General features: G+C 68.0%; 19 protein-coding genes. 10 read left to right on the top strand and 9 right to left on the bottom strand.

Annotation, left to right across the window (positions count from 1 at the left end; genetic code table 11):
- Positions 1-192 precede the first annotated feature (192 nt).
- From tilS to cysS, 4 genes are all read right to left on the bottom strand, one after another.
- Complete coding sequence (tilS, locus tag ACUTAG_RS05375) at positions 193-1,191, bottom strand: tRNA lysidine(34) synthetase TilS (RefSeq protein WP_392388259.1); 999 nt, start codon at positions 1,189-1,191, stop codon at positions 193-195.
- A gap of 145 nt (positions 1,192-1,336) precedes the next feature.
- A complete protein-coding gene (locus ACUTAG_RS05380; RefSeq protein ID WP_024069860.1) occupies positions 1,337-2,302 on the bottom strand; it encodes an acetyl-CoA carboxylase carboxyltransferase subunit alpha in 966 nt (321 codons plus the stop codon).
- Positions 2,303-2,338: 36 nt separating this feature from the next.
- The gene (locus tag ACUTAG_RS05385) at positions 2,339-2,983 is read right to left on the bottom strand and encodes a DNA-3-methyladenine glycosylase family protein (RefSeq protein WP_006386554.1); all 645 of its coding nucleotides are present in this window, start codon (positions 2,981-2,983) and stop codon (positions 2,339-2,341) included.
- Between the two features lie 20 nt (positions 2,984-3,003).
- The gene (cysS, locus tag ACUTAG_RS05390; RefSeq protein WP_006386553.1) at positions 3,004-4,458 is read right to left on the bottom strand and encodes a cysteine--tRNA ligase; all 1,455 of its coding nucleotides are present in this window, start codon (positions 4,456-4,458) and stop codon (positions 3,004-3,006) included.
- A gap of 328 nt (positions 4,459-4,786) precedes the next feature.
- Here cysS and ACUTAG_RS05395 point away from each other — a divergent pair, with 328 nt between their 5' ends.
- The 3 genes from ACUTAG_RS05395 to ACUTAG_RS05405 all read left to right on the top strand — a co-directional run bounded on the left by ACUTAG_RS05395 (position 4,787) and on the right by ACUTAG_RS05405 (position 6,877).
- Positions 4,787-5,470, top strand: a complete 684-nt coding sequence (locus tag ACUTAG_RS05395) for a tetratricopeptide repeat protein (RefSeq protein ID WP_006386552.1) — start codon at positions 4,787-4,789, stop codon at positions 5,468-5,470.
- Positions 5,471-5,601: 131 nt separating this feature from the next.
- Positions 5,602-6,111 (top strand): peptidylprolyl isomerase, encoded by a 510-nt coding sequence (locus ACUTAG_RS05400; protein WP_026382011.1) that lies wholly within the window; start codon positions 5,602-5,604, stop codon positions 6,109-6,111.
- Complete coding sequence (locus ACUTAG_RS05405) at positions 6,104-6,877, top strand: UDP-2,3-diacylglucosamine diphosphatase (protein ID WP_006386550.1); 774 nt, start codon at positions 6,104-6,106, stop codon at positions 6,875-6,877. Before ACUTAG_RS05400 ends, ACUTAG_RS05405 begins: the two co-directional genes overlap by 8 nt.
- A 110-nt stretch (positions 6,878-6,987) precedes the next feature.
- Here the strand turns inward: ACUTAG_RS05405 and ACUTAG_RS05410 are convergent, their stop codons facing one another.
- From ACUTAG_RS05410 to azu, 3 genes are all read right to left on the bottom strand, one after another.
- The gene (locus ACUTAG_RS05410; RefSeq protein WP_006386549.1) at positions 6,988-7,851 is read right to left on the bottom strand and encodes an undecaprenyl-diphosphate phosphatase; all 864 of its coding nucleotides are present in this window, start codon (positions 7,849-7,851) and stop codon (positions 6,988-6,990) included.
- Positions 7,852-7,884: 33 nt separating this feature from the next.
- Positions 7,885-9,468, bottom strand: a complete 1,584-nt coding sequence (locus tag ACUTAG_RS05415) for a TerC family protein (RefSeq protein ID WP_006386548.1) — start codon at positions 9,466-9,468, stop codon at positions 7,885-7,887.
- A gap of 190 nt (positions 9,469-9,658) precedes the next feature.
- On the bottom strand, positions 9,659-10,108 hold the full coding sequence (gene azu, locus ACUTAG_RS05420) for an azurin (RefSeq protein WP_006386547.1): 450 nt from the start codon (positions 10,106-10,108) through the stop codon (positions 9,659-9,661).
- Positions 10,109-10,526: 418 nt separating this feature from the next.
- On the opposite strand from azu, the gene ACUTAG_RS05425 reads away from it, so the two are divergent.
- The 7 genes from ACUTAG_RS05425 to ACUTAG_RS05455 are packed head-to-tail and all read left to right on the top strand — an operon-like array spanning position 10,527 to position 19,280.
- Positions 10,527-12,725, top strand: a complete 2,199-nt coding sequence (locus ACUTAG_RS05425; RefSeq protein ID WP_054441049.1) for a NosR/NirI family protein — start codon at positions 10,527-10,529, stop codon at positions 12,723-12,725.
- A gap of 46 nt (positions 12,726-12,771) precedes the next feature.
- Complete coding sequence (gene nosZ / locus ACUTAG_RS05430) at positions 12,772-14,688, top strand: TAT-dependent nitrous-oxide reductase (protein WP_446650014.1); 1,917 nt, start codon at positions 12,772-12,774, stop codon at positions 14,686-14,688.
- Positions 14,689-14,693: 5 nt separating this feature from the next.
- Positions 14,694-16,007, top strand: coding sequence for a nitrous oxide reductase family maturation protein NosD (locus ACUTAG_RS05435; RefSeq protein ID WP_148318428.1), 1,314 nt, complete (start codon positions 14,694-14,696; stop codon positions 16,005-16,007).
- Positions 16,004-16,909, top strand: coding sequence for an ABC transporter ATP-binding protein (locus tag ACUTAG_RS05440; protein WP_006386542.1), 906 nt, complete (start codon positions 16,004-16,006; stop codon positions 16,907-16,909). The genes ACUTAG_RS05435 and ACUTAG_RS05440 overlap by 4 nt, the downstream gene beginning before the upstream one ends.
- A complete protein-coding gene (locus ACUTAG_RS05445) occupies positions 16,906-17,736 on the top strand; it encodes an ABC transporter permease (protein ID WP_006386541.1) in 831 nt (276 codons plus the stop codon). Before ACUTAG_RS05440 ends, ACUTAG_RS05445 begins: the two co-directional genes overlap by 4 nt.
- On the top strand, positions 17,733-18,233 hold the full coding sequence (locus ACUTAG_RS05450) for a nitrous oxide reductase accessory protein NosL (RefSeq protein WP_006386540.1): 501 nt from the start codon (positions 17,733-17,735) through the stop codon (positions 18,231-18,233). Before ACUTAG_RS05445 ends, ACUTAG_RS05450 begins: the two co-directional genes overlap by 4 nt.
- 48 nt (positions 18,234-18,281) lie before the next feature.
- Positions 18,282-19,280: an FAD:protein FMN transferase gene (locus ACUTAG_RS05455; RefSeq protein ID WP_223308625.1), complete on the top strand. Its 999-nt coding sequence runs from the start codon at positions 18,282-18,284 to the stop codon at positions 19,278-19,280.
- A 48-nt stretch (positions 19,281-19,328) separates the two neighbouring features.
- Here the strand turns inward: ACUTAG_RS05455 and ACUTAG_RS05460 are convergent, their stop codons facing one another.
- Both ACUTAG_RS05460 and ACUTAG_RS05465 read right to left on the bottom strand, forming a co-directional pair.
- The gene (locus ACUTAG_RS05460; protein ID WP_054441039.1) at positions 19,329-20,495 is read right to left on the bottom strand and encodes a PDDEXK nuclease domain-containing protein; all 1,167 of its coding nucleotides are present in this window, start codon (positions 20,493-20,495) and stop codon (positions 19,329-19,331) included.
- Between the two features lie 237 nt (positions 20,496-20,732).
- Positions 20,733-21,518 (bottom strand): inositol monophosphatase family protein, encoded by a 786-nt coding sequence (locus ACUTAG_RS05465; protein ID WP_006386537.1) that lies wholly within the window; start codon positions 21,516-21,518, stop codon positions 20,733-20,735.
- Positions 21,519-21,520 lie beyond the last annotated feature (2 nt).

The raw sequence follows: 21,520 nt of genomic DNA on the forward strand, positions 1-21,520 counted from the left end.
CGCAAGAGTGGGGGCGGGCAAAACCTCATATTCTATCCCGACGGTAAAAATTTGCGCAGACCATGGAATTTTCTTTCCATGGAACGGTCGTTTTTTCCGGAAAACTGTCGTTTTGGCCAGAATTCGACGGCGCCAGCCGCGGATTTCCCTGCGCGCGGCGCCTGCCGGCGCCGGGCGCCCCCACCTTTTGCGCTAGCGTGACGCCGGCGTTTGCGGATCCGGGCGCGGCTCGATCCACACCCGCCCGCGATGGCAGCGCACCACGTGGCCGGCCTGTTCGACCCGCAACTGGCGATCGTGCCCCAGGCTGTGCAGGCCGCGCAGCTGGCGCAGCAGGTCATTCAGGCGCGCCTCGGTCGGCATGCGGGCGCCCTGCCGCCCCATCCAGTGGCGCAGCACGTGCGCCTGGCGCGCCGGCGACAACCGGCGCCAGGCCGCCAGCGAAAAGCTGGCGCCATCGGCGTCCGGCTCCAGCGCGGCGAAGTCGGCGCGCGCCACCTCGTCCAGGATCTCGTTGGCTTCGGCCATGTGGCGCGCATGGCGGGCGACGATGGCGCGCCAGCCGGGCCAGCGCGCATCCAGCACCGGCGCCAGCAGTTCGCGCAGCGCGGCGCGGGTGTAGCGGGGATCGGCGTTGGTCGGGTCCTGCACCGGCTGCCAGCCGGTGGCGCCGGCGAATGCCTGCGCGGCCCGCAGGATCGTCGCCCGATCCTGATCCAGCCACGGCCGCAGGTAGGTCAATCCATCGCGCGATTTGAGCGGCGCCATGGCCGCCATGCCGGCCAGCCCGGTGCCGCGCAGCAGGCGCAGCAGCACGGTCTCGGCCTGGTCGTTGCGATGGTGCGCCAGCAGGACCAGGCCGATGCCTTCCTCGTGCGCCAGCCGCGCCAGCGCGGCGTAGCGGGCGTCGCGGGCAGCGGCCTCGATGCCCTTGCCGCCGGCAGGGTCGACTTCGACCCGGGCCTGGCGCAGCGGCAGTTCCAGCAGGCCGGCCAGGGCTTCGACTTGGTCGCGCCAGCCGTCGGCGGCCGCCTGCAGGCCGTGATGCACATGCAGCAACACCACGCCGGCCCCCTGCTCCCGCGCCACCGCAGCCGCATGCAGCGCCAGCATGGCCGAGTCGGCGCCGCCGCTGACGGCCACGGCGAAACGCCCGGGCGGTCGCGGCAGGGCATGCAGGGCGCAGCGCAGGGCCGCGGCCAGGTCAGGCGAGACGGGATGGGGAAAGGCGTTCCCCGCGACGGTCGAAGCGGACGCGGGGAACGGGGAAGTCATGGCGGCGGGCGCGGGCCGGAAGCGGCCGCGGCGCCGGCCAAGGCCGGCGCGCGCGCTTCGCTCAGGCGCGCACTTCCTGGAAGGCGCCGTAGGACAGCAGGCGTTGCACGCGCTGTTCCACGAGCTGCTCGGGCGTCATGCCCTGCAGCTGGCGCAGGGCGTCGCCGAGCGCGCGGCGCAGCAGGCGCGCCATGACGCGCGGATCGCGGTGCGCGCCGCCCACGGGTTCGTTGATGACGCGGTCGACCAGGCCCAGGTCCTTCAGGCGCGGGGCGATGATGGCCAGCGCCTCGGCGGCCTCGGGCGCCTTGTCGGCGCTGCGCCACAGGATCGAGGCGCAGCCTTCGGGCGAGATCACCGCGTAGGTGGCGTACTGCAGCATCAGCACGGCGTTGCCCACGGCGATCGCCAGCGCGCCGCCCGAGCCGCCTTCGCCGATGATGGTGACGATCACCGGCACCTTCAGTTCGGCCATGGCATACAGGTTGTGGCCGATGGCTTCGGACTGGCCGCGTTCCTCGGCGCCGATGCCGGGATAGGCGCCCGGGGTGTCGACGAAGGTGAACACGGGGATGCCGAACTTCTCGGCCAGGCGCATCAGGCGCAGGGCCTTGCGGTAGCCTTCCGGACGCGGCATGCCGAAGTTGCGCGCGGCGCGTTCCTTGGTGTCGCGGCCCTTCTGGTGGCCGATCACCATGCAGGGCGTGCCGTTGAAGCGCGCCAGGCCGCCCACGATGGACTGGTCGTCGGCGTACATGCGGTCGCCGTGCAGTTCGTGGAAGTCGGTGAAGATCTCGCGCACGTAGTCCAGCGTGTAGGGACGCTGGGGGTGGCGGGCGACCAGCGCCGTCTGCCAGGGCGTGAGCTTGGCGTAGATCTCCTTGGCCAGCGACTGGCTCTTCTGCTGCAGACGTCCGATCTCGTCGGAGATGTCCACCGCCGAATCGGCCTGCACATAGCGCAGCTGCTCGATCTTGTTCTCAAGCTCGGCGAGCGGCTGTTCAAATTCCAGAAATGTATTGCGCATGTAGTGTGGTTCCGTAGATGGGCGACCTGGATTGCGTCAGTATTGGACCGGCGTCGGTTCCAGACTGCGCCACAGATACCAGGTTGCCACGGTACGCCAGGGTTGCCACGCCAACGAGACTTCGCGAGCCTCGAAGCGCGAGACAGGCTCGCCGCTGAAATAGTGTAGCGAGATTGCCTTGAGCAACCCAGGATCATCCAGCGGCAGAACATCGGGCCGCTGCAGATTGAAAATCAAAAACATCTCCGCCGTCCAGCGTCCGATGCCGCGGATGGCGGTCAATTCCGAAATGACGGCCTCGTCGTCCATGGCCGCCCATTTCTCGGGGTGCACCCGGCGTTCGCCGAAATGCACCGCCAGATCCAGCACGTACTCGGCCTTGCGCTGCGACAGGCCGGCCGCGCGCAGGCCTTCCAGTCCGACGCGCAGCACCGCCACCGGCGTGGGACGCTTGCCGGCGGCTTCCAGGAACTTGTCCCAGACGGCGTCGGCCGCCTTGGCCGAGACCTGCTGGCCGATGATGGCGCGGGCCAGTGTCACGAACGGCGTGCCGCGCGACGTCAGCCAGACCTCGGGGTGCTGGGGAATGATCTTTTTCAGGATGCGGTCGCGCCGCATCAGGTGGGCGACGGCGGCTTCCCAATAATCCGGCTTGGGAATCTCGGTATCTACGGGGGACATGGCGGGCGTATCCAGGGGGTTCACGCCCGACGCCATTGCGTCAGGCCGCCCGGTTTGTCGTCGAGCTCGATGCCGGCCTCGCGCAACTCGGCGCGGATGCGGTCGGCCTGGGCGAAGTCGCGCGCCGCCTTGGCGGCCGCGCGGGCGTCGATCAGGGCCTGGATGGCGGCGGCGTCGAGTTCGGCGCGCGCGCCCTGCTCCATGCCGGCGGCCGAGTAGCGCGTGGACGACTGGAAGTACGCCGCCGGATCCTGCTGCAGCAGGCCCAGCAGGCCGCCCAGGGCCTTGAGCTGGCCGGCGCTGCGCGCGCTCTTGCCGCGATTGGCCTCGGAGGCCAGTTCGAACAGGGCCGCCACGGCGCCCGAGCTGTTGAAATCGTCGTCCATGGCGGCCTTGAAGGCCTGCGCCTGGGGTTCGTTCCAGTCGATGCCCTGGTCGTCGGCCGGCACGTTCTGCAGCGCCTGGTACAGGCGGTCGAGCGCGTTCTGGGCGTCGACCAGGTTGTCCGGCGTGTAGTTCTGCGGGCTGCGGTAGTGGTTGCGCACGATGAAGAAACGCACCATTTCCGCTTCACGCGGGTTGACGCGGTAGTCGGCCGTGTCGGCGGCCGGCTCGCCCTGGGCGATGGTCTGGCGGATGGTGCGGAAGTTGCCGAGCGACTTGGACATCTTGTCCGAATCGACCATCAGCGGGCCGCAGTGCATCCAGATGTTGGCCAGCGTGCCGCCGAAGGCGCCTTCGGTCTGGGCGATCTCGTTCTCGTGGTGCGGGAATTTCAGGTCGGGGCCGCCGCCGTGGATGTCCAGCGGCAGGCCGAGCAGCGACTTGCTCATGGCCGAGCACTCGATGTGCCAGCCCGGGCGTCCCAGGCCATAGGGCGATTCCCACTTGGTGTCGGCGGGTTCTTCTTCCTTGGCCGACTTCCACAGCACGAAGTCGAGCGGGTCGCGCTTGGCCGAGCCCACCGCCACGCGCTCGCCGGCGCGCAGGTCGTCGAGGGTCTTGCCGGACAGCTTGCCGTAGCCCTCGAAGCCGCGCACGGCGTAGTTCACGTCGCCATCGTCGGCCTGGTAGGCCAGGCCCTTCTGTTCGAGCTTGCCGATGATGTCCAGCATCTCGCCCACGTACTGGGTGGCGCGCGGCTCGCGGTCGGGCGAGGCCACGCCCAGCGCGCGCTCGTCGGCGTGCATGGCGGCGATGTAGAACTCGGTGACCTCGCCGATGCGGCGGCCGGTCTCGACCGCGCGGCGGATGATCTTGTCGTCGATGTCGGTGATGTTGCGCACGTAATCGACCGCCAGGCCGCTGGCGCGCAGCCAGCGCTGCACCACGTCGAACGACACCAGCATGCGGGCGTGGCCCAGGTGGCAGAAGTCGTACACGGTCATGCCACACACGTACATGCGCACCTGGCCGGCCTGGGCCGGTTTGAACGGTTCTTTGGTACGCGATAACGTGTTGTAGATTTGCAGCATGGCGCTTGTGATGGTCCTGTTCTTTCCGTGGCGGCCGCGGAAAACGTTGCGCCCGAAGGACGATACCTTCGAGGCTTGCCGTCCGGCCGGGGGGTTCGGGCTATGCCCGGATTCGCGTCATCCAGTTCGCGTGGATCCAGGAACCCCTCCCCGGCGGGTTTGCCAAACGGGGCATCCACCCACGGGCACCCGCTGGTTTTACCCACTGGCTTCACCTATTGTCGAGCCAAAAACTCAACCAAGGCTAAAATGGCGGTCGTCAAGTATAGCAAGCGGCCCGGCCGCGCGCGTCAGCGCCGGCCGGCCACGACTTTTAACGGATGCCCACGTGACTATCAAGCCGCGTTTTTGCGTCACCCTGCTCGCCCTGGCCCTGGCCGGGTCGCCGCTCGCCGGCGCCCATGCCCAGTCCATGGCCGGCGGCTCGGGCGAGAACCCGAATGCCAGCCGCACCACCCTGGACCCGATTCCGCCCGAGGGCGGCTGGGATGGCCTGTCCAACGTGCTCAAGGCGATGCAGCCCAGCGTGGACACCCGCCTGCAGCCGTCCGCCTCGCAGATCACCACCCATATCGAGCGCCTGCTGAACCGCGGCGACAACGCCGAGGCGCTGGCGATGATCGAAAAGCGCCAGGCCGAGATCAAGGACCAGCGCGGCACCGACGTGCAGCTGATGTTCCAGCACGCGCGCGCGCTGGCCGCGCTGGACCGCAAGGCCGAGGCCGTCGACATCTACACCGAGATGACGACCCGCTTCCCCGAGCTGCCGGAACCTTGGAACAACCTGGCGGCTCTATATGCCAGCCGGGGCGAACTTGAAAAGGCGCAGGACGCCCTGCAGATGGCCCTGCGCGCCGACCCCGGCTACGCCGCCGCCCGCGCCAACCTGGGCGACCTGCAACTGCTGCAGGCCCTGCGCACCTACAAGCAGGCCGCCAAGGAAGGCGTGCCCGGCATGCAGGACAAGGCCCGCGAAGTCGAAACCATGCTGAAGGATAAGCAACGCAAATGACGTCCCGTTACTCCCCTCTTCACCTGCTGCGCCTGACGGCGTGCTCGTTCGCGCTGGCGTTTGCCCCGGCGCTCGTCAGCGCCGCGCCCGCGGCCGCCCCCTCCAACTCCACCTCTGAAGGCACAAAAGCCATGAGCACCAATCCCCGCGTCAAGCTTCACACCAACCAAGGCGACATGGTCATCACCCTGGACGCCGCCAAGGCGCCCAAGACCGTCGAGAACTTCCTGACCTACGTCAAGGAAGGCTTCTACAACGGCACGGTGTTCCATCGCGTGATCGACGGCTTCATGATCCAGGGCGGCGGTTTCGAGCCCGGCATGAAGCAGAAGCAGACCCATGCCCCGATCGAGAACGAAGCCAACAACGGCCTGAAGAACGACAAGTACACCCTGGCCATGGCCCGCACCAGCGACCCGCACTCGGCCACCGCCCAGTTCTTCATCAACGTCTCGAACAACGACTTCCTGAACTTCACCGCGCCCACGCCGAACGGCTGGGGCTACGCCGTGTTCGGCAGCGTCACCGAAGGCACCGACGTGGTCGACAAGATCAAGGGCGTGAAGACCGGCAACAAGGGCTTCCACCAGAACGTGCCGAACGAAGACGTGATCATCGAGAAGGCCGAAGTTCTTGAATAAGATCGCCCTGCCCGGCCCGGTCTGGCTGGCGTCCGACCTGCACCTGGGGCCGGCCACGCCGGCCACGGCGGAGGCCTTCCTGGCCTTCCTGCAGGCGGCCGAGGAAGAAGCCGCCGCCCTGCTGCTGCCGGGCGACATCTTCGACGCCTGGATCGGCGACGACGTGATCCGCGCCGCGCCGCCGTGGCTCGCCACGGCACTGACCGCGCTGCGGACCACGGCCAGCCGCATCCCGCTGTGGCTGGGCCGCGGCAACCGCGATTTCCTGATCGGCGAAGAACTGGCCGGCGCTGTCGGCGCCCGGCTGCTGCCCGAGCCGGCGCTGCTGCAGACCGACTATGGCGATGTGCTGCTGACCCACGGCGACGAGTTCTGTACCGACGACGCGGCCTACCAGCAGTTCCGCCAGATGGTGCGCAACCCGCAATGGCAGGCCGCGTTCCTGGCCAAGACCATCCCCGAGCGCCTGGCGATGGCGCAACAGGCGCGTGGCGAAAGCCAGATGGCCAACCAGTCCAAGTCCATGGAAATCATGGACGTCAACGCCGCCGCCGTCGAGCAGGCCTTCCGCGACAGCGGCGTGGCCCTGATGGTGCACGGACACACGCACCGTCCCGCCCGCCACGTGCTGGAGGTCGACGGCAGCAAGCGCGAGCGCTGGGTGCTGCCCGATTGGGACTGTGACCACGTCTCGCCGCCCCGCGGCGGCTGGCTGGTCATCGACCGCGACGGCCTGCAGTTCTACGATCTGGAAGCCGCCGCCTAGGCTGGCGCGCCGCGGCGCGGGCCCTGCAGCCCTCGAAATGCCGACCACAGAGAAAGGGCCGCGTATCACGCGGCCCTTTCTCTTGCCTGGCCGCCAACGCGGCCGGCGGATCAACGGGTGAAGATCCAGGCGGCCACGATGCCGCCGAAGACGATGCGGTACCAGGCGAACACGCGATAGGTGTGATTGGCCACGAAACGCAGCACGGCGCGCACCACCACCATGGCGCTGAGGAAGGCCGCCACGAAGCCCACGGCGATGCCCGACAGGTCGTGCTGGGTCAACAGGTCCATGTTCTTGTACATGTCGTACACCGCCGCGCCCAGCATGGTGGGCATGGCCAGGAAGAACGAGAACTCGGTGGCCGTCTTGCGCTGGATGCCGGCGATCATGCCGCCGATGATGGTGGCGCCCGAACGCGAGGTGCCCGGGATCATGGCCAGACACTGCGCCACGCCCACGCCCAGCGCCTGCTTCCAGCTGATCTGCTCCAGCGTCATGGCCGTGGCGCGCTCGTCCGACGCGGTATCGTCGGCCGCGCCCGGCTGGTCGCCCGGCGTATGGCGGGTGCGGCGCTCCACGTACAGCATGATCAGGCCGCCCAGCACCAGCGTCACCACCACCACGGCGGGATGGTAGAACACCTGCTTGATGGATTTGATGAAGATGGCGCCGATGACCGCCGCCGGCAGGAAGGCGATCAGCAGGTTGCGGGTGAAGGCCACCTCGCTCGGCACGCCGGTCAGGGTGCCGCGGATCAGCTGCAGCAGCCGGGCGCGGAAAATCCACATCACCGCCAGGATCGAGCCCAGCTGGATCACCACCTCGAACACCTTGCCCTGGCTCGACTCGAAGTTGATCCAGTCGCCGATCAGGATCAGGTGGCCGGTGCTGGAAACCGGGATGAATTCGGTCAGCCCCTCGACGATGCCGAGGATGAAGGCCTTGATGAGATAGAGGGCGTTGTCGGTCACGATGGCAAGGGTTCCTTTGAGGGGGTGGCGGCCTTAGTCATTGGTCAGCGAGGCGTCTTCGTCCAGCGGCTCCGGCGCGCGCTTCTCGACGCGCACCAGGGCAATGCGGCGGCCGTCCATTTCCAGCACCTCGAAGCGGAAATGGTCGTGGTGGAATTCGTACTCGCAGACGTCGCCGGGCTTGGGCAGGTGGCCGAAGCGCGACAGCAGGTAGCCGGCCAGGGTGGAGAAGTCCTGCGCCTCATCGACCAGGCCTTCGGTTTCCAGCACCTGCTCGACGTGGTGCAGGTCGGCCGCGCCGTCGATCTTCCAGGTGTTGGGGCCGTCGGCGACGATATCGGGCAGTTCGTCCTCGTCGGGGAATTCGCCGGCGATGGCCTCGAACACGTCGATCGGTGTGACCAGGCCCTCGATGGCGCCGAACTCGTCGGCCACCAGCACCAGTTGGCCGCGCGAGCGCTTGAGGGTGTCCATCAGGCGCAGGATGCCGATGGCCTCGTGCACGATGATCGGGTCGCGCAGGCGGTTGCGGCGCACCCGGCCCTCGGTGATCAGGTCGGCCACCAGGTCCTTGGCGCGGGCGATGCCCAGCACCTCGTCGAGCGAGCCACGGCAGACCGGGAAGAAACTGTGCGGCGCCTCGGTGATCTGGCGCCGGATGGTGTCGGGGTCGTCGTCGATGTTGATCCACGACACGTCGGTGCGCGGGGTCATGATCGAGCGGATCGAGCGTTCGGCCAGCGTCAGCACGCCGCTGACCATGTTGCGCTCTTCGACGCCGAAGGCCGGGATGGCGGGGCCGTCGGCGCTGGGCAGGTCGGGCTCGTCGGCCGGCGGACGCTTGCCCAGCATGCGCAGCACCGCCGAAGCCGTGCGTTCGCGCATGGGGCGGCGCGCGTCCAGCTTGAGCAGGTTGCGGCGCGCCACCTGGTTCAGGGCCTCGATCGCGACCGAGAAGCCGATGGCGGCGTACAGGTAGCCCTTGGGCACCTTGAAGCCGAAGGCCTCCGCCAGCAGCGAGAAGCCGATCATCAGCAGGAAGCCCAGGCACAGCACCACCACCGTCGGGTGGGCGTTGACGAAGCGCGTCAGCGGCTTGGAGGCCAGCAGCATGATGCCGATGGCGATAACCACGGCGATCATCATGATGGCCAGGTGGTCCACCATGCCGACCGCGGTGATGACCGAGTCCAGCGAGAACACCGCGTCCAGCACCACGATCTGCGTCACGATGACCCAGAAGCTGGCGTACACGCGCGGCCCGGAAGAGCCGCCGTGCTGGCCGCCTTCCAGCCGCTCGTGCAGCTCCATGGTGCCCTTGAACAGCAGGAAGAAACCGCCGGCCATGAGAATCAGGTCGCGTCCCGATGGCGACAGGGGCCCGACCGAAAACAGGGGGGTGGTCAGGGTGACCAGCCACGACATGACCGACAACAGGCCGAGCCGCATGACGAGCGCCAGGCTCAGGCCAAGGATGCGCGCGCGGTCGCGTTGCGACGGGGGCAGCTTGTCCGCCAGGATGGCGATGAAAATCAGGTTATCGATTCCCAGGACGATCTCAAGGACGACCAGGGTAAGCAAGCCGACCCACGCAGCGGGGTCCAGCAGCCACTCCATCAGGAGCTCCAGAAGTTACACGACCGGTAATCGTACCCGGAAAACGCGTGACACGCCGGTGACACGGGTCGTGCGGATGGCCTACGGCCGGCGGCCCGGCGTCATTGCGGCAGGCGGGAAAACCGCCGGCGAACGCAAAAAAAAGCCGGCGATGGCCGCCGGCTTTTTTGCGTTCGCGCCCGGGACGGGCTCAGCTGCCCAGCTTGAGCGTGCCCTTCATCATGGCCCAGTGGCCGGGGAAGGAGCAGAAATAGGCGTAGTTCTCGCCCGCGGCGATCTTGGACACGTCGAAGGTGACGGAGTCGGATTCGCCGCCGCCGATGACCTTGGTGTGGGCGATGACGCGGGTATCGCCCGCCTTGACGTAGTCCTGCGCCAGGCCGGCGCCCATGCCGTCGGTGGCCACGGCCTGCTTGTCGGCGTCCTTGGTCAGCACCAGGTTGTGGCCCATGGCGACCTTGGCCATTTTGCCGACGTGCTTCAGGTGCACGGTGAACTGCTTGCAGCTCTTGTCGACGACGATTTCCTTGACGTTGTACTGCATGGCGTCGTTGCTTTCGACGGTGGCCTCGCATTGCGCGGCAAGCGCGGGCAGGCTGGCGGCCGACAACAGGATGGCCAGGGTGGTTTTGGCAAGCATGAATCTTCTCCGATGACTGAATGGTGTCTCTGTGCGTTGCCGGACTGCGCCCGCAACGCCACCGCGCACCAGTCTAGGGGGCCGCCGCCGCCGGCCGCTTGACGCGCATCAAGCGGCCGGCGCTTACCTGCGCACATCCCTATGGTCAATAGGGGTATTACTGATTACCGGTGGCAACTTGACAAACCGCAACCTGCGCCGTGGCACCGATTCGTAGGATGGCTGCAAACCTACATCAACAAAGAGTCGAAGCATGCGCGGCAGTCTGGCGGCACATTACGGGGCACATTGCGGGGCGAATTGCGGGGCACATTACGGGGCGCATCGCGAAACAAATCACGGCAAGCATCGCGAAGCACGCCACGGGTATCCGCCGCTCATCGGGATCTTCATTTCAATCGTTCTGCTGTGCTGTGCGTTGGCCGCGAACGCCGCCCAGGCGCAGCGGCTGCCCGACTTCCTGAAGACCGTTGCCATCGCCGAGATATTCCCCGGCGCCGATCGCCTTGGCCCGCCCGAAGGCAAGCCGATGACGGCGCGCGCCTATGCCGGCGAGCGCGCGCTGGGACGCGTCTACCTGACCTCCGACGTGGTCAACACCCGCGGCTATTCCAGCAAGCCCATCGACGTGCTGGTGGGGCTGGCGGACAACGGCCGCATCGTCGGCGCCAGGCTGGTCGAGCACCACGAGCCCATCGTGCTGATCGGCATTCCGCAATCGAAGGTCGACCACTTCATCCAGGGCTACGTCGGCCTGAACTTCATCGACAGCCCGCCGCGCCACGGCGCGCCGCCGCCGGTGGACATCATCAGCGGCGCCACCGTCACCCTCATGGTGATCGGCGACAGCATCACGCGCTCGGCCATCGCGGTGGCGCGCGCCTACGGCGTGGACGGCGCCGCGGCGGCCGGCGCGCAGGCGGCCACGCCAGCGGTCGCGGCGCCGGCGCGCCTGATCGACGAGTCGCGCGACGCGGTCGAGCCATGGCAGGCGCTGCTCGATGCCGGCGCGGTGCGCAACCTGCGCCTGTCGCCCGAGGACGTGAACCGCGTATTCCGCGAATCCGGCCGCCAGGATGCCGCCGAACGCGGACAGGAAGCCGCCGACGACGCGCCGTTCATCGACCTGTATGTCGCCTTGGCCAGCGTGCCGTCCATCGGCCGCAGCCTGCTGGGCGACGCGGAATGGCAACGCCTGAAGGAACGCCTCAAGCCGGGCCAGCAGGCCATCCTGGTGGCGGGCAACGGCGCCTATTCGTTCAAGGGCTCGGGCTATGTGCGCGGCGGCATCTTCGACCGCATCGAGATCATCCAGGACGAAGGCAGCTTCCGTTTCCGCGATCGCAATCACCAGCGCCTGGCCGACGTCGTCGCGCAAGGCGCGCCGGCCCTGCGCGAAGTGGCGCTGTTCGTGGTGCCCGAGGACGCGGCGTTCGATCCGGTCAAGCCGTGGCGGCTGCAATTGATGGTGCAGCGCGTGCTGAGCGTGTCGGACAAGGCCTTCGTCACCTTCGACCTGCCCTACGAACTGCCGGCCCGCTATACCCGCGCCACCACGACGGCCAGCCCCGCGGCCAGCCCCACGGCCAGCCCATTGGCAAGCCCGGACGCACCGGCCGCCGTCGCGCCGCGGGATGAGGCGCCGCCCGCGCTGTGGCGGCAGATCTGGCGCGGCAAGGCCGTGCAGGTGGCGATCCTGACGGCGGCGTTGCTGGTGCTGGTTGGCATCTTCTTCTTCCAGGACCAGCTGACCAGCCGGCCGCTGCTGCACGACCGGCTGCGCCTGGCGTTCCTGGCCTTCGCGCTGTTCTGGATCGGCTGGTACGGGCAGGCCCAGCTGTCCATCGTCAACGTGCTGACGTTCTTCTCGGCCCTGCGCACCGACTTCCGCTGGGACTACTTCCTGATGGACCCGCTAGTGTTCATCCTGTGGTGCGCCACCGCCATCTCCATGGTGTTCTGGAATCGCGGCGCGTTCTGCGGCTGGCTCTGTCCGTTCGGCGCGCTGCAGGAACTGGCCAACCGCGTCGCCAGGCGGCTGGGACTGCGCCAGGTCACGGTGCGCCACGGCGTCAACCAGCGCCTGTCGACGCTGAAGTACGTGATCTTCCTGGTGCTGTTCGGCTTCTCGCTGTACGACCTGGCGCTGGCCGAGCGGCTGGCCGAGGTCGAGCCGTTCAAGACCGCCATCATCCTGCGCTTCCTGCGCGACTGGCCGTTCGTGGTGTTCGCGGTGGCGCTGGTGGCCGCGGGCCTGTTCATCGAGCGCTTCTTCTGCCGCTATCTCTGTCCGCTCGGCGCCGCGCTGGCGATCCCGGCGCGGCTGCGCATCTTCAACTGGCTGCGCCGCTACCGCGACTGCGGCAACCCCTGCCAGCGCTGCAACCACGAATGCCCGGTGCAGGCGATCGAGCCAACCGGCGAGATCAACCCCAACGAGTGCATCCAGTGCCTGCACTGCCAGATGCTCTACCACCACAAGCAGAAGTGCCCGCACCTGATCCAGAAATACGGCAAGCGCGAGCGGCGCCGCGCCGCCGACAGCGAGCCGGCGGTGCAGGAAGTGGTGCTGCACCGCGCGCCCGGGCCGAACGCGCCCGCCCCTTCCGAACCCTGATTTCCGTACCGCGGCGCCAGACGCCGTTCCTATCGAGGAGTTAACCATGTCCGACAAGAACCCCGACAAAACCGGCCTGAGCCGCCGCAGCTTCCTGGGAACCGCCGCCATCACCGGCGCGGCCGGCCTGGTGGGCGGCGCGCAGCTGTCCACCGCCCACGGCAAGGACGCCAAGGCCGGCGCCGCCGGCCAGAGCGGCCACGTGGCGCCGGGCGAGCTGGACGAATACTATGCCTTCAACTCCAGCGGCCAGTCGGGCGAAGTGCGCGTGCTGGGCCTGCCGTCCATGCGCGAGCTGGTGCGCATCCCGGTCTTCAACCACTGCAGCGCCACCGGCTGGGGCCGCACCAACGAAAGCCGCAAGATCCTCACCGAAGGCCTGACGCCCGAGACCCGCGAATACCTCAAGGACAAGGGCGGCGTATTCCTGAACGGCGACGCCCACCACCCGCACCTGTCGTTCACCGATCGCACCTACGACGGCCGCTATCTCTTCATCAACGACAAGGCCAACAACCGCGTCGCCCGCATCCGCCTGGACGTGATGAAGACCGACAAGATCACCGAGCTGCCCAACGTGTCGGGCGTGCACGGCCTGCGGCCGCAGCGCTATCCACGCACCGGCTACGTGTTCGCCAACGGCGAGCACATCATCCCGCTGCCCAACGACGGCAAGGTGACCGACGGTCCCAAGAAGAACTTCTTCGCGATCTACACCGCGCTGGACGGCGACACCATGAAGGTCGCCTGGCAGGTGCTGGTGGACGGCAACCTGGACAATGGCGACGCCGACTACCAGGGCAAGTATTCCTTCTCGACCTGCTACAACTCCGAGAAGGGCGTGACGGTGGAGGAAGCCTCCGCCAACGAGCAGGACTGGGTGGTGGTGTTCAACATCAAGCGCATCGAGGAAGCCGTCAAGAAAGGCGACTTCAAGATGATGGGCGGCGTGCCGGTGATCGACGGCCGCCACGGCTCCAAGTACACCCGCTACATCCCGGTGCCGAACTCGCCGCACGGCTGCAACGCCGCGCCCGACGGCATCCACCTGGTGCTCAACGGCAAGCTGTCGCCCACCGTGACCGTGCTGGACGTGCGCACGCTGGACGATCTGTTCGACGACAAGATCAAGCCGCGCGATTGCGTGGTGGCCGAACCGCAGCTGGGCCTGGGCCCCCTGCACACCGCGTTCGACGGCCGCGGCAACGCCTACACCACGCTGTTCATCGACAGCCAGATGGTCAAGTGGAACATCGACCTGGCCAAGCGCGCCTACAAGGGCGAGAAGGTCGACCCGATCATCCAGAAGCTGGACGTGCACTACCAGCCCGGCCACAACCATTCGACCATGGGCGAGACGCGCGAGGCCGACGGCAAGTGGCTGGTGTCGCTGAACAAGTTCTCGAAGGACCGCTTCCTGAACGTCGGCCCGCTCAAGCCCGAGAACGACCAGCTCATCGACATTTCCGGCGACACGATGAAGCTGGTGCACGACGGCCCCAGCTTCGCCGAGCCGCACGACATGTGCCTGGTGCACCGCTCCAAGGTCCACCCCGTCAGCGTCTGGAAGCGCGACGACCCCATGTGGGAAGACGCGCGCCAGATGGCCAAAAAGGACGGCGTGACGCTGGAGGACGCGGCCAAGGTGGTGCGCGACGGCAACAAGGTGCGCGTGTACATGATGGCGGTGGCGCCGATGTTCAGCCTCAAGCGGATCGAGGTCAACCAGGGCGACGAAGTCACCGTGGTGGTCACGAACATGGAAGTGATCGAGGACCTGACCCACGGCTTCACGCTCGAAGGCCATGGCATCGCCATGGAGATCGCGCCGCAGGCCACCGCGTCGGTCACCTTCACGGCGGACCGCCCCGGCGTGCATTGGTACTACTGCCAATGGTTCTGCCACGCGCTGCACATGGAAATGTCCGGCCAGCTGGTGGTGCTGCCGAAGAAGACCGCGTAGCGCCCATGAGCTTCCTCGCTAACCTGACCCGGGGCGGCAGGAGGACCGCCGCCGCGCTGGCCACGCTGGCCGCGCTGGGAGGCGCGCCCGCCTGGGCGCCGCCCGCCGCCGCGGCCAACGTGGCCGTCGCCGCCGGCTCGGACCTGGCGGCGGCGGTGGCCGCCGCCCAGCCCGGCGACGTGCTGGCGCTGGCGCCCGGCAGCTACACCGGCGGCATCGTCATCGACAAGCCCCTGACCCTGGAAGGCCCGCCCGACCGCGCCGCCGTCATCGCCGGCACGCGCCAGGGGCGCACGCTGTGGATCAAGGCCGAGGACGTAACACTGCGCAACCTGACCATCACCCGCTCCGGACTGAGCCTGTCGGAGATGGACGCCGGCGTGTTCCTGGACCGCGGCGCGCACCGCGCCCGCATCGAGCACAACGACATCCTCGACAACCTGGTGGGCGTGCACGTGTGGGGGCCGCATGACGCGCTGGTACGGGCCAACCGCATCGTCGGCAACCGCGAACTGCGCGTGGCCGAGCGCGGCAACGGCCTCACCCTGTGGAATACGCCGGGAACGCGGATCCTGGACAACGACATCTCCGCGGGCCGCGACGGCATCTTCGTCAACACCAGCAGGCGGAACACCTTCAGCGGCAACCACTTCCACGACCTGCGCTACGCGGTCCACTACATGTACACCAATGACAGCGAGATCAGCGGCAACGTCTCGACCGGCAACGACATCGCCTACGCCATCATGTATTCGCACCGGCTGGTGGTGCAGGGCAACGTCGCGCGCGACAGCCGCGAACAGGGCCTGATGCTGAACTACGCCAACCAGTCGCGCATCACCGGCAACACGGTCGATGGCGCCGGCAAGTGCGTGTTCATCTACAACGCCAACAACAATGCGTTCCTGGACAACCACTTCGCCAACTGCGATATCGGCGTGCACTACACCGCCGGATCCGATGGCAACCAGATTTCGGGCAACGCTTTCCTGCACAACAAGAACCAGGTGAAGTATGTCGGCACCCGCACGCTCGACTGGGCCGTGAACGGCCGCGGCAATTACTGGAGCGACAACACCGCCTTCGATCTGGACGGCGACGGCATCGCGGACACCGCCTACCGGCCCAACGATGTGGTCGACCAGCTGCTGTGGCGCGCGCCCGCGGCGCGCATCCTGCTGAACAGCCCGTCGATTTCGATCGTGCGCTGGGCCCAATCCCAATTCCCCGCCATCCTGCCCGGCGGCGTCATCGACAGCGCGCCGTTGATGCAGCCGCCGCCGCGGCCCGCCGCCGCCCGCGCCAAGGAGACCCCATGAAGACCGACCTGGTGACGCTGGCCGGCGTCAGCAAGCACTATGGCGCGCAGCACGCCATCGACGGCCTCGACCTGCAATTGCGCGAAGGCGAATGCGTGGCGCTGGCCGGCCACAACGGCGCCGGCAAGAGCACGCTGATCAAGCTGGTGCTGGGGCTGATCCGGCCCACCCACGGGCGCGTCACGCTGTTCGGCGAGGACGCCCACAGCCGCGCCGCCGCGCGCCTGCGCGACCGCATCGGCTACCTGCCGGAGACCGTCGCGCTGCATCCCTCGCTGACCGGCGTGGAAACGCTGGCCTTCTACGCCCGGCTCAAGCGCCGGTCGTTGTCCGGCAACCCGGCCCTGCTGGAGAAGGTGGGCATCGCCGGCGCCGCCCATCGTCGCGTGGGCGGGTATTCCAAGGGCATGCGGCAGCGCCTGGCGCTGGCGCAGGCGCTGCTGGGCGAGCCGCGCGTGCTGCTGTTCGACGAACCGACCACCGGGCTGGACCCGGCCTCGCGCCTGATGTTCTACGAGATCGTGCATGAACTGCGCGCGGCCGGCGCCACCATTCTGCTCAGCACCCATGCCCTGTCGGAACTGGCGGGGCACGCCGACCGCATCGTGGTCATGAAGGCCGGCAGGAAGATCGCCGACGGCGCCATGTCGGCGCTGCGCCGCGACACCGGGCTGCCCATCCGCATCCGGCTGACGCTGGCCGAGCCGCAATCCGGCACGCTGCTGGCGCGGCCCTGGCGCCGCCTCGACGCCTGCCGCTACGAACTGGCCTGCCAGGAACGCGACAAGGTCGAGGCCATCCGCGGCATCGGCGCCATCGCCGCGCCCATCGCCGACCTCGACATCCAGGCGCCAAGCCTGGACGACATCTACGCCCACCTGCTTGAACGGGAAGACATATGAACGCCGTCTGCACCATCATCGGCAAGGAAATCCGCGACGGCCTGCGCAATCGCTGGGTGCTCGCCACCGCGCTGCTGCTGGGCGCGCTGGCGCTGGCGCTGGGCCTGCTGGGCAGTTCGCCGACCGGCACCGTCAAGGCCGACCCGCTGACCGTCACCGTGGTCAGCCTGTCGAGCCTGTCGATCTTCCTGGTGCCGCTCATCGCCATGCTGCTGGCCTACGACGCGGTGGTCGGCGAAGTCGACCGCGGCACCATGGCCCTGCTGCTGAGCTACCCCGTGTCGCGCTGGCAGGTGCTGGTGGGCAAGTTCATCGGCCACCTGGCGATCCTGGCGCTGGCCACCGGCGCCGGCTACGGCTCGGCCGGCCTGGCGCTGCAATGGGCCTACGGCGGCCTGGACGCCGCCGCCTGGCAGCCGTTCGCGCTGCTGATCGGGGCCAGCGTGCTGCTGGGCGCCAGCTTCCTGGCCATGGGCTACCTGATCAGCACGCTGGTGCGCGAGCGCGCCACCGCCGCCGGCATCGCCGTCGGCGTATGGCTGTTCTTCGTGGTGATCTACGACATGGCGCTGCTGGGCCTGCTGGCGGCCGACCAGGGCCGCTACGTCAGCCCCGGCCTGCTCAACGCGCTGCTGCTGCTCAATCCCTCCGACGTCTATCGCCTGTTGAACCTGACGGGCTTCGAGAATATTTCGCTGTACGCCGGCATGGCGGGCGTGAGCGACCAGGCCAGCCTGCCCGTGCCCGCGCTGGTGGCGGCGCTGCTGCTGTGGATCGCCCTGCCCTTCCTGCTGGCCGCCGCGTCTTTCAGGAACCGACCGCTATGAGAGCCCTGCTGTTTTCCCTCGGCCTGGCCGCCCTGCTGGCCGTGACCGCCTGCGGCGACGGCGCCGCGCCCGCCGCGCCGCCCCCGCCGCAAGCGGTCTCGTCGCAGTCGGTGGGCCATTACTGCGGCATGGCGCTGGCCGATCACACGGGTCCGAAAGGACAGATCTTCATCAAGGGCCGGCCCGCGCCGGTCTGGTTCTCGTCGATCAAGCAAGTCTTCGCCTATACGCTGCTGCCCGAGGAACCCAAGGCGATCGCCGCGATCTATGTGAACGACATGGCCACCGCCGGTGCCGACGGCGTGCCGGATCCGGCCGCCTGGATCGACGCGCGCCAGGCGTTCTACGTCATCGAAGGCCGTTTCGTTGGCGGCATGGGCGCCGAGGACGCCATGCCGTTCTCGCTGCGCGACCGCGCCGAGGCCTTCGCGCAGGCGCACGGCGGCCGCGTCGTGGCCTATGCCGACGTCCCGGAAGCCTATGTCTTCGCCCAATAGCGCGGCCCTTGAACGCCCCCGCCGCCCCCATCCGCCATGTCCATCGCCATGAATCCACGCCGCCGCCGTTTCATCGGCATCGCCGCCGCCGCATCCGCGCTGGCGCTTGCCCCCCTGTCCTTGCGCCGCGCGTCCGCCGCGATCGCGCCCACCACCTGGCAAGGCGTCGCGCTGGGCGCCGATGCCGAGCTGCGGCTCTACCATCCCGACCCGCGCGCCGCGCGGCAACTGATCGACCAGGCGCTGGCAGAACTGCATCGCCTGGAAGGCATATTCAGCCTGTATCGCGACGACAGCGCGCTGGCGCGGCTGAACCGGCAGGGCTACCTGGCCGATCCGCCCGCCGACCTGCTGCGCCTGCTGGGCGACAGCCTGCGCTACAGCCGCCTGACCGATGGCGCCTTCGATCCCACCGTGCAGCCGCTGTGGCAGCTGTACGCCAGCCATTTCGCGCGCCCCGGGGCGTCCGCGCAGGGCCCGTCCGAGGCCGAACTGGCGCGGGCCCTGGCACGCGTGTCGTACCGGGACGTGACGCTGGACAGCCGCCGCATCGAGCTGCGGCGGCCCGCAATGGGCATCACGCTCAACGGCATCGCCCAGGGCTACATCACCGATTGCATCACGCGCCTGCTCAAGCAGGGCGGGCTGGATCGCGCGCTGGTCGACATGGGCGAGATCCGCGGGCTGGACAGCCGCGCATCCCCCGGCGACTGGCGGGTCGGCCTGGCCGATCCGCGCGCGCCGCGGCGGATCCTGGCCTCGGTGCCCGTGCGCAACCAGGCGCTGGCCACGTCGAGCGGCTACGGCACGGCCATCGACGCGGCGGGCCGCTGTACCCACTTGTTCGATCCCCGCACCGGCAGCGCGCGGCCGCGCTACCAGAGCGTGTCGGTCATGGCGCCCAACGCCGCCATGGCCGATGCCCTGTCGACCGCGTTCTCGCACATGCCGCTGCGGGCCACGGCGCCGATCGTGCGCGAGCTGGGGCTGCGCGCGTGGTTCGTGCCGCTCGAGGGGGGATTGGTGTCGCAGGGCGGCCAGGGGTAACGCAATGCGCACCGACCGCCTGCCGGATGGGGAACGCTGAACCGGCGGCTACGATTTTCCCTTGCGGGCGGTGCTCGATTGGCGCGCCTCGAACTGCCTGCGCGTGGCCTCCAGTTCCCGTTGCAGCAACGCCGCGTCCGGCAGGACGGTGCGGTAGTTGGCTGCCATGACCTGGGTTGGCAGTCCGTCCAACGCATACTGCGCCAGCGCACGGCCCTTGTCCGCGCACAGGATCAGCCCCACCGGTGGATTCTCGTCGGCAAGCGCCCAGTGCGCTTTCGCATAGTTGCAGTACATGTGCATCTGACCCACATCCGCGTGGGTCAAGCTGCCGAGTTTCAGATCGATGATGACCAGGCAGCGCAGCTTGCGATGAAACAGCAGCAGATCCACGCGATACCACGTCTGGTCGATGCGCAATCGACGCTGCCGCCCCACGAAGGTGAAGCCTTCCCCGAGTTCCAGCAGGAAGCCTTCCAGACGCTGCGTCAGGGCGGCTTCCAGATCGGATTCCGAGTATTCGTCCTTGAGATCGAGAAACTCCAGCACATACGGATCCTTGATCGCATCGTCCGCGGTGACGGTATCCCCAGGCATCGGCAGCGCTGCCTTCGCCAGCACTGCGGCCTTGTTCCTGGACAAAGCAGTGCGCTCGTAGAACTGGCTTTCGATCTGCCGGCCGAGCTGGCGCACGCTCCAGCCGCCACGCAGCGCATGCGCCTCGTAGAACCGGCGAGCCTGGCTGTCCTTGACCGACAGCAATCGCACATACGCCGACCAAGGCAGCGTGAATGCCTGGGCCAGATCGGATAGATCGAATTTCCGAGACGCTGTCTCGGAAGTCCTGGCCATTCCCGTTTCGTCGAATTTCCGAGACGCTGTCTCGGAAATTGCAGATGGAGGATAGGCAAGGAAGAACCCCCGCATGTTCTCCAGGTTGTCGGCGCTGAAGCCGCGCCCGAACCGCGCGGTCAGGTCAATGGACAACCGTTGGATCAACTGTTCCCCGTAGCCGGCCCGTCGCCTGCCTTTCTGCTCGGCGTCGACGATCCGTTGGCCGATCGCCCAGTAACTGGCCGTCATCAATGCATTGACCCGCCGCGCCGCGCTCCGGCGGGCGCTATCGAGCAGTTCGACGATATCGCCATGAATACCGGCATAGCCGGCCGGCAACACGCCAGCCCGGCTCGGCCGCATCGACGTCTTTCCTGTCATGCGATCATCTCCGTGTGAGGAAGACGCAGGCGCCTTCGTCACCGGTAGACCCTTCGTTCGGCGCCAGACACACCACATCACTCGCGGCATGACCATAGCGCATGAACCGCGCCATGGTCGCGCGCACCGTGACCAATCAGTCCACCCGGGACGCTGACGCAAAACATGACCGAACTGCATCACCCCAAACAAAAAACCCGCCGTGGTGGCGGGTTTTGGGGAGGCAACGAAGCGCGCTCAGGCAGCCGGCGTCGGATTCAGCGCCGACAGCATCTGCGTGAAGATCTTCGGGCTGGCGGCGAGCACGTTGCCCGAATCCATCCAGCCTTGTTCGCCGTCGAAGTCGGCGACCAGGCCGCCGGCTTCCAGCACCATCAGGCTGCCGGCCGCCAGGTCCCAGGGCTTCAGGCCCACGCCGCAGAAGCCGTCCAGGCGGCCGCAGGCGACGTAGGCCAGGTCGAGCACGGTGGCGCCCAGGCGGCGCACGCCGGTGCTGCCTTCGGCCATGGTGCGGAAACGCTGCGAGCCTTGTTCCAGGTCGCCCGAGTTGGGCCAGTGCGCGCCCAGCAGGGCCTCGTGGTAGCGGGTGCGGCCCGAGACGCGCACGCGGCGGTCGTTCAGGAACGTGCCGCTGCCACGGCTGGCGGTGAACAGTTCGTTGCGCGACGGGTCATAGATGACCGCCTGCGTGACCTGGCCGCGCTGGGTCAGCGCGATCGACACGGCGTAGTTGGGCAGGCCGTGGATGAAGTTGGTGGTGCCGTCCAGCGGATCGATGATCCACTGGAATTCCGCCTGGTCGGGGCCCTGCAAGCCGAATTCCTCGCCCAGGACGGCATGGTCCGGGTAGGCGGCGCGCAGCGTCTCGACGATGGACTCCTCGGCGGCGCGATCCACTTCCGTGACATAATCGCGCGGCCCCTTGCGAGCCACGCTGAGTCGTTCCAAATCCATGCTGGCACGGTTGATGATGGTGCCGGCACGCCGGGCCGCCTTGATGGCGATGTTGAGCATCGGGTGCATAA

The sequence above is a fragment of the Achromobacter sp. CSND-B12 genome (assembly GCF_052906545.1).

What these genes read in the sequence shown, in the direction of transcription:
- nosZ (WP_446650014.1), top strand. Translation starts at nt 12,772, where the DNA reads ATGTCCGACAAGAACCCCGACAAAACCGGCCTGAGCCGCCGCAGCTTC.
- ACUTAG_RS05465 (WP_006386537.1), bottom strand. Translation starts at nt 21,518, where the DNA reads ATGCACCCGATGCTCAACATCGCCATCAAGGCGGCCCGGCGTGCCGGC.
- ACUTAG_RS05455 (WP_223308625.1), top strand. Translation starts at nt 18,282, where the DNA reads ATGAATCCACGCCGCCGCCGTTTCATCGGCATCGCCGCCGCCGCATCC.
- cysS (WP_006386553.1), bottom strand. Translation starts at nt 4,458, where the DNA reads ATGCTGCAAATCTACAACACGTTATCGCGTACCAAAGAACCGTTCAAA.
- ACUTAG_RS05445 (WP_006386541.1), top strand. Translation starts at nt 16,906, where the DNA reads ATGAACGCCGTCTGCACCATCATCGGCAAGGAAATCCGCGACGGCCTG.
- ACUTAG_RS05460 (WP_054441039.1), bottom strand. Translation starts at nt 20,495, where the DNA reads ATGACAGGAAAGACGTCGATGCGGCCGAGCCGGGCTGGCGTGTTGCCG.
- ACUTAG_RS05450 (WP_006386540.1), top strand. Translation starts at nt 17,733, where the DNA reads ATGAGAGCCCTGCTGTTTTCCCTCGGCCTGGCCGCCCTGCTGGCCGTG.
- ACUTAG_RS05385 (WP_006386554.1), bottom strand. Translation starts at nt 2,983, where the DNA reads ATGTCCCCCGTAGATACCGAGATTCCCAAGCCGGATTATTGGGAAGCC.
- ACUTAG_RS05400 (WP_026382011.1), top strand. Translation starts at nt 5,602, where the DNA reads ATGAGCACCAATCCCCGCGTCAAGCTTCACACCAACCAAGGCGACATG.
- ACUTAG_RS05440 (WP_006386542.1), top strand. Translation starts at nt 16,004, where the DNA reads ATGAAGACCGACCTGGTGACGCTGGCCGGCGTCAGCAAGCACTATGGC.
- ACUTAG_RS05415 (WP_006386548.1), bottom strand. Translation starts at nt 9,468, where the DNA reads ATGGAGTGGCTGCTGGACCCCGCTGCGTGGGTCGGCTTGCTTACCCTG.
- ACUTAG_RS05435 (WP_148318428.1), top strand. Translation starts at nt 14,694, where the DNA reads ATGAGCTTCCTCGCTAACCTGACCCGGGGCGGCAGGAGGACCGCCGCC.
- ACUTAG_RS05380 (WP_024069860.1), bottom strand. Translation starts at nt 2,302, where the DNA reads ATGCGCAATACATTTCTGGAATTTGAACAGCCGCTCGCCGAGCTTGAG.
- azu (WP_006386547.1), bottom strand. Translation starts at nt 10,108, where the DNA reads ATGCTTGCCAAAACCACCCTGGCCATCCTGTTGTCGGCCGCCAGCCTG.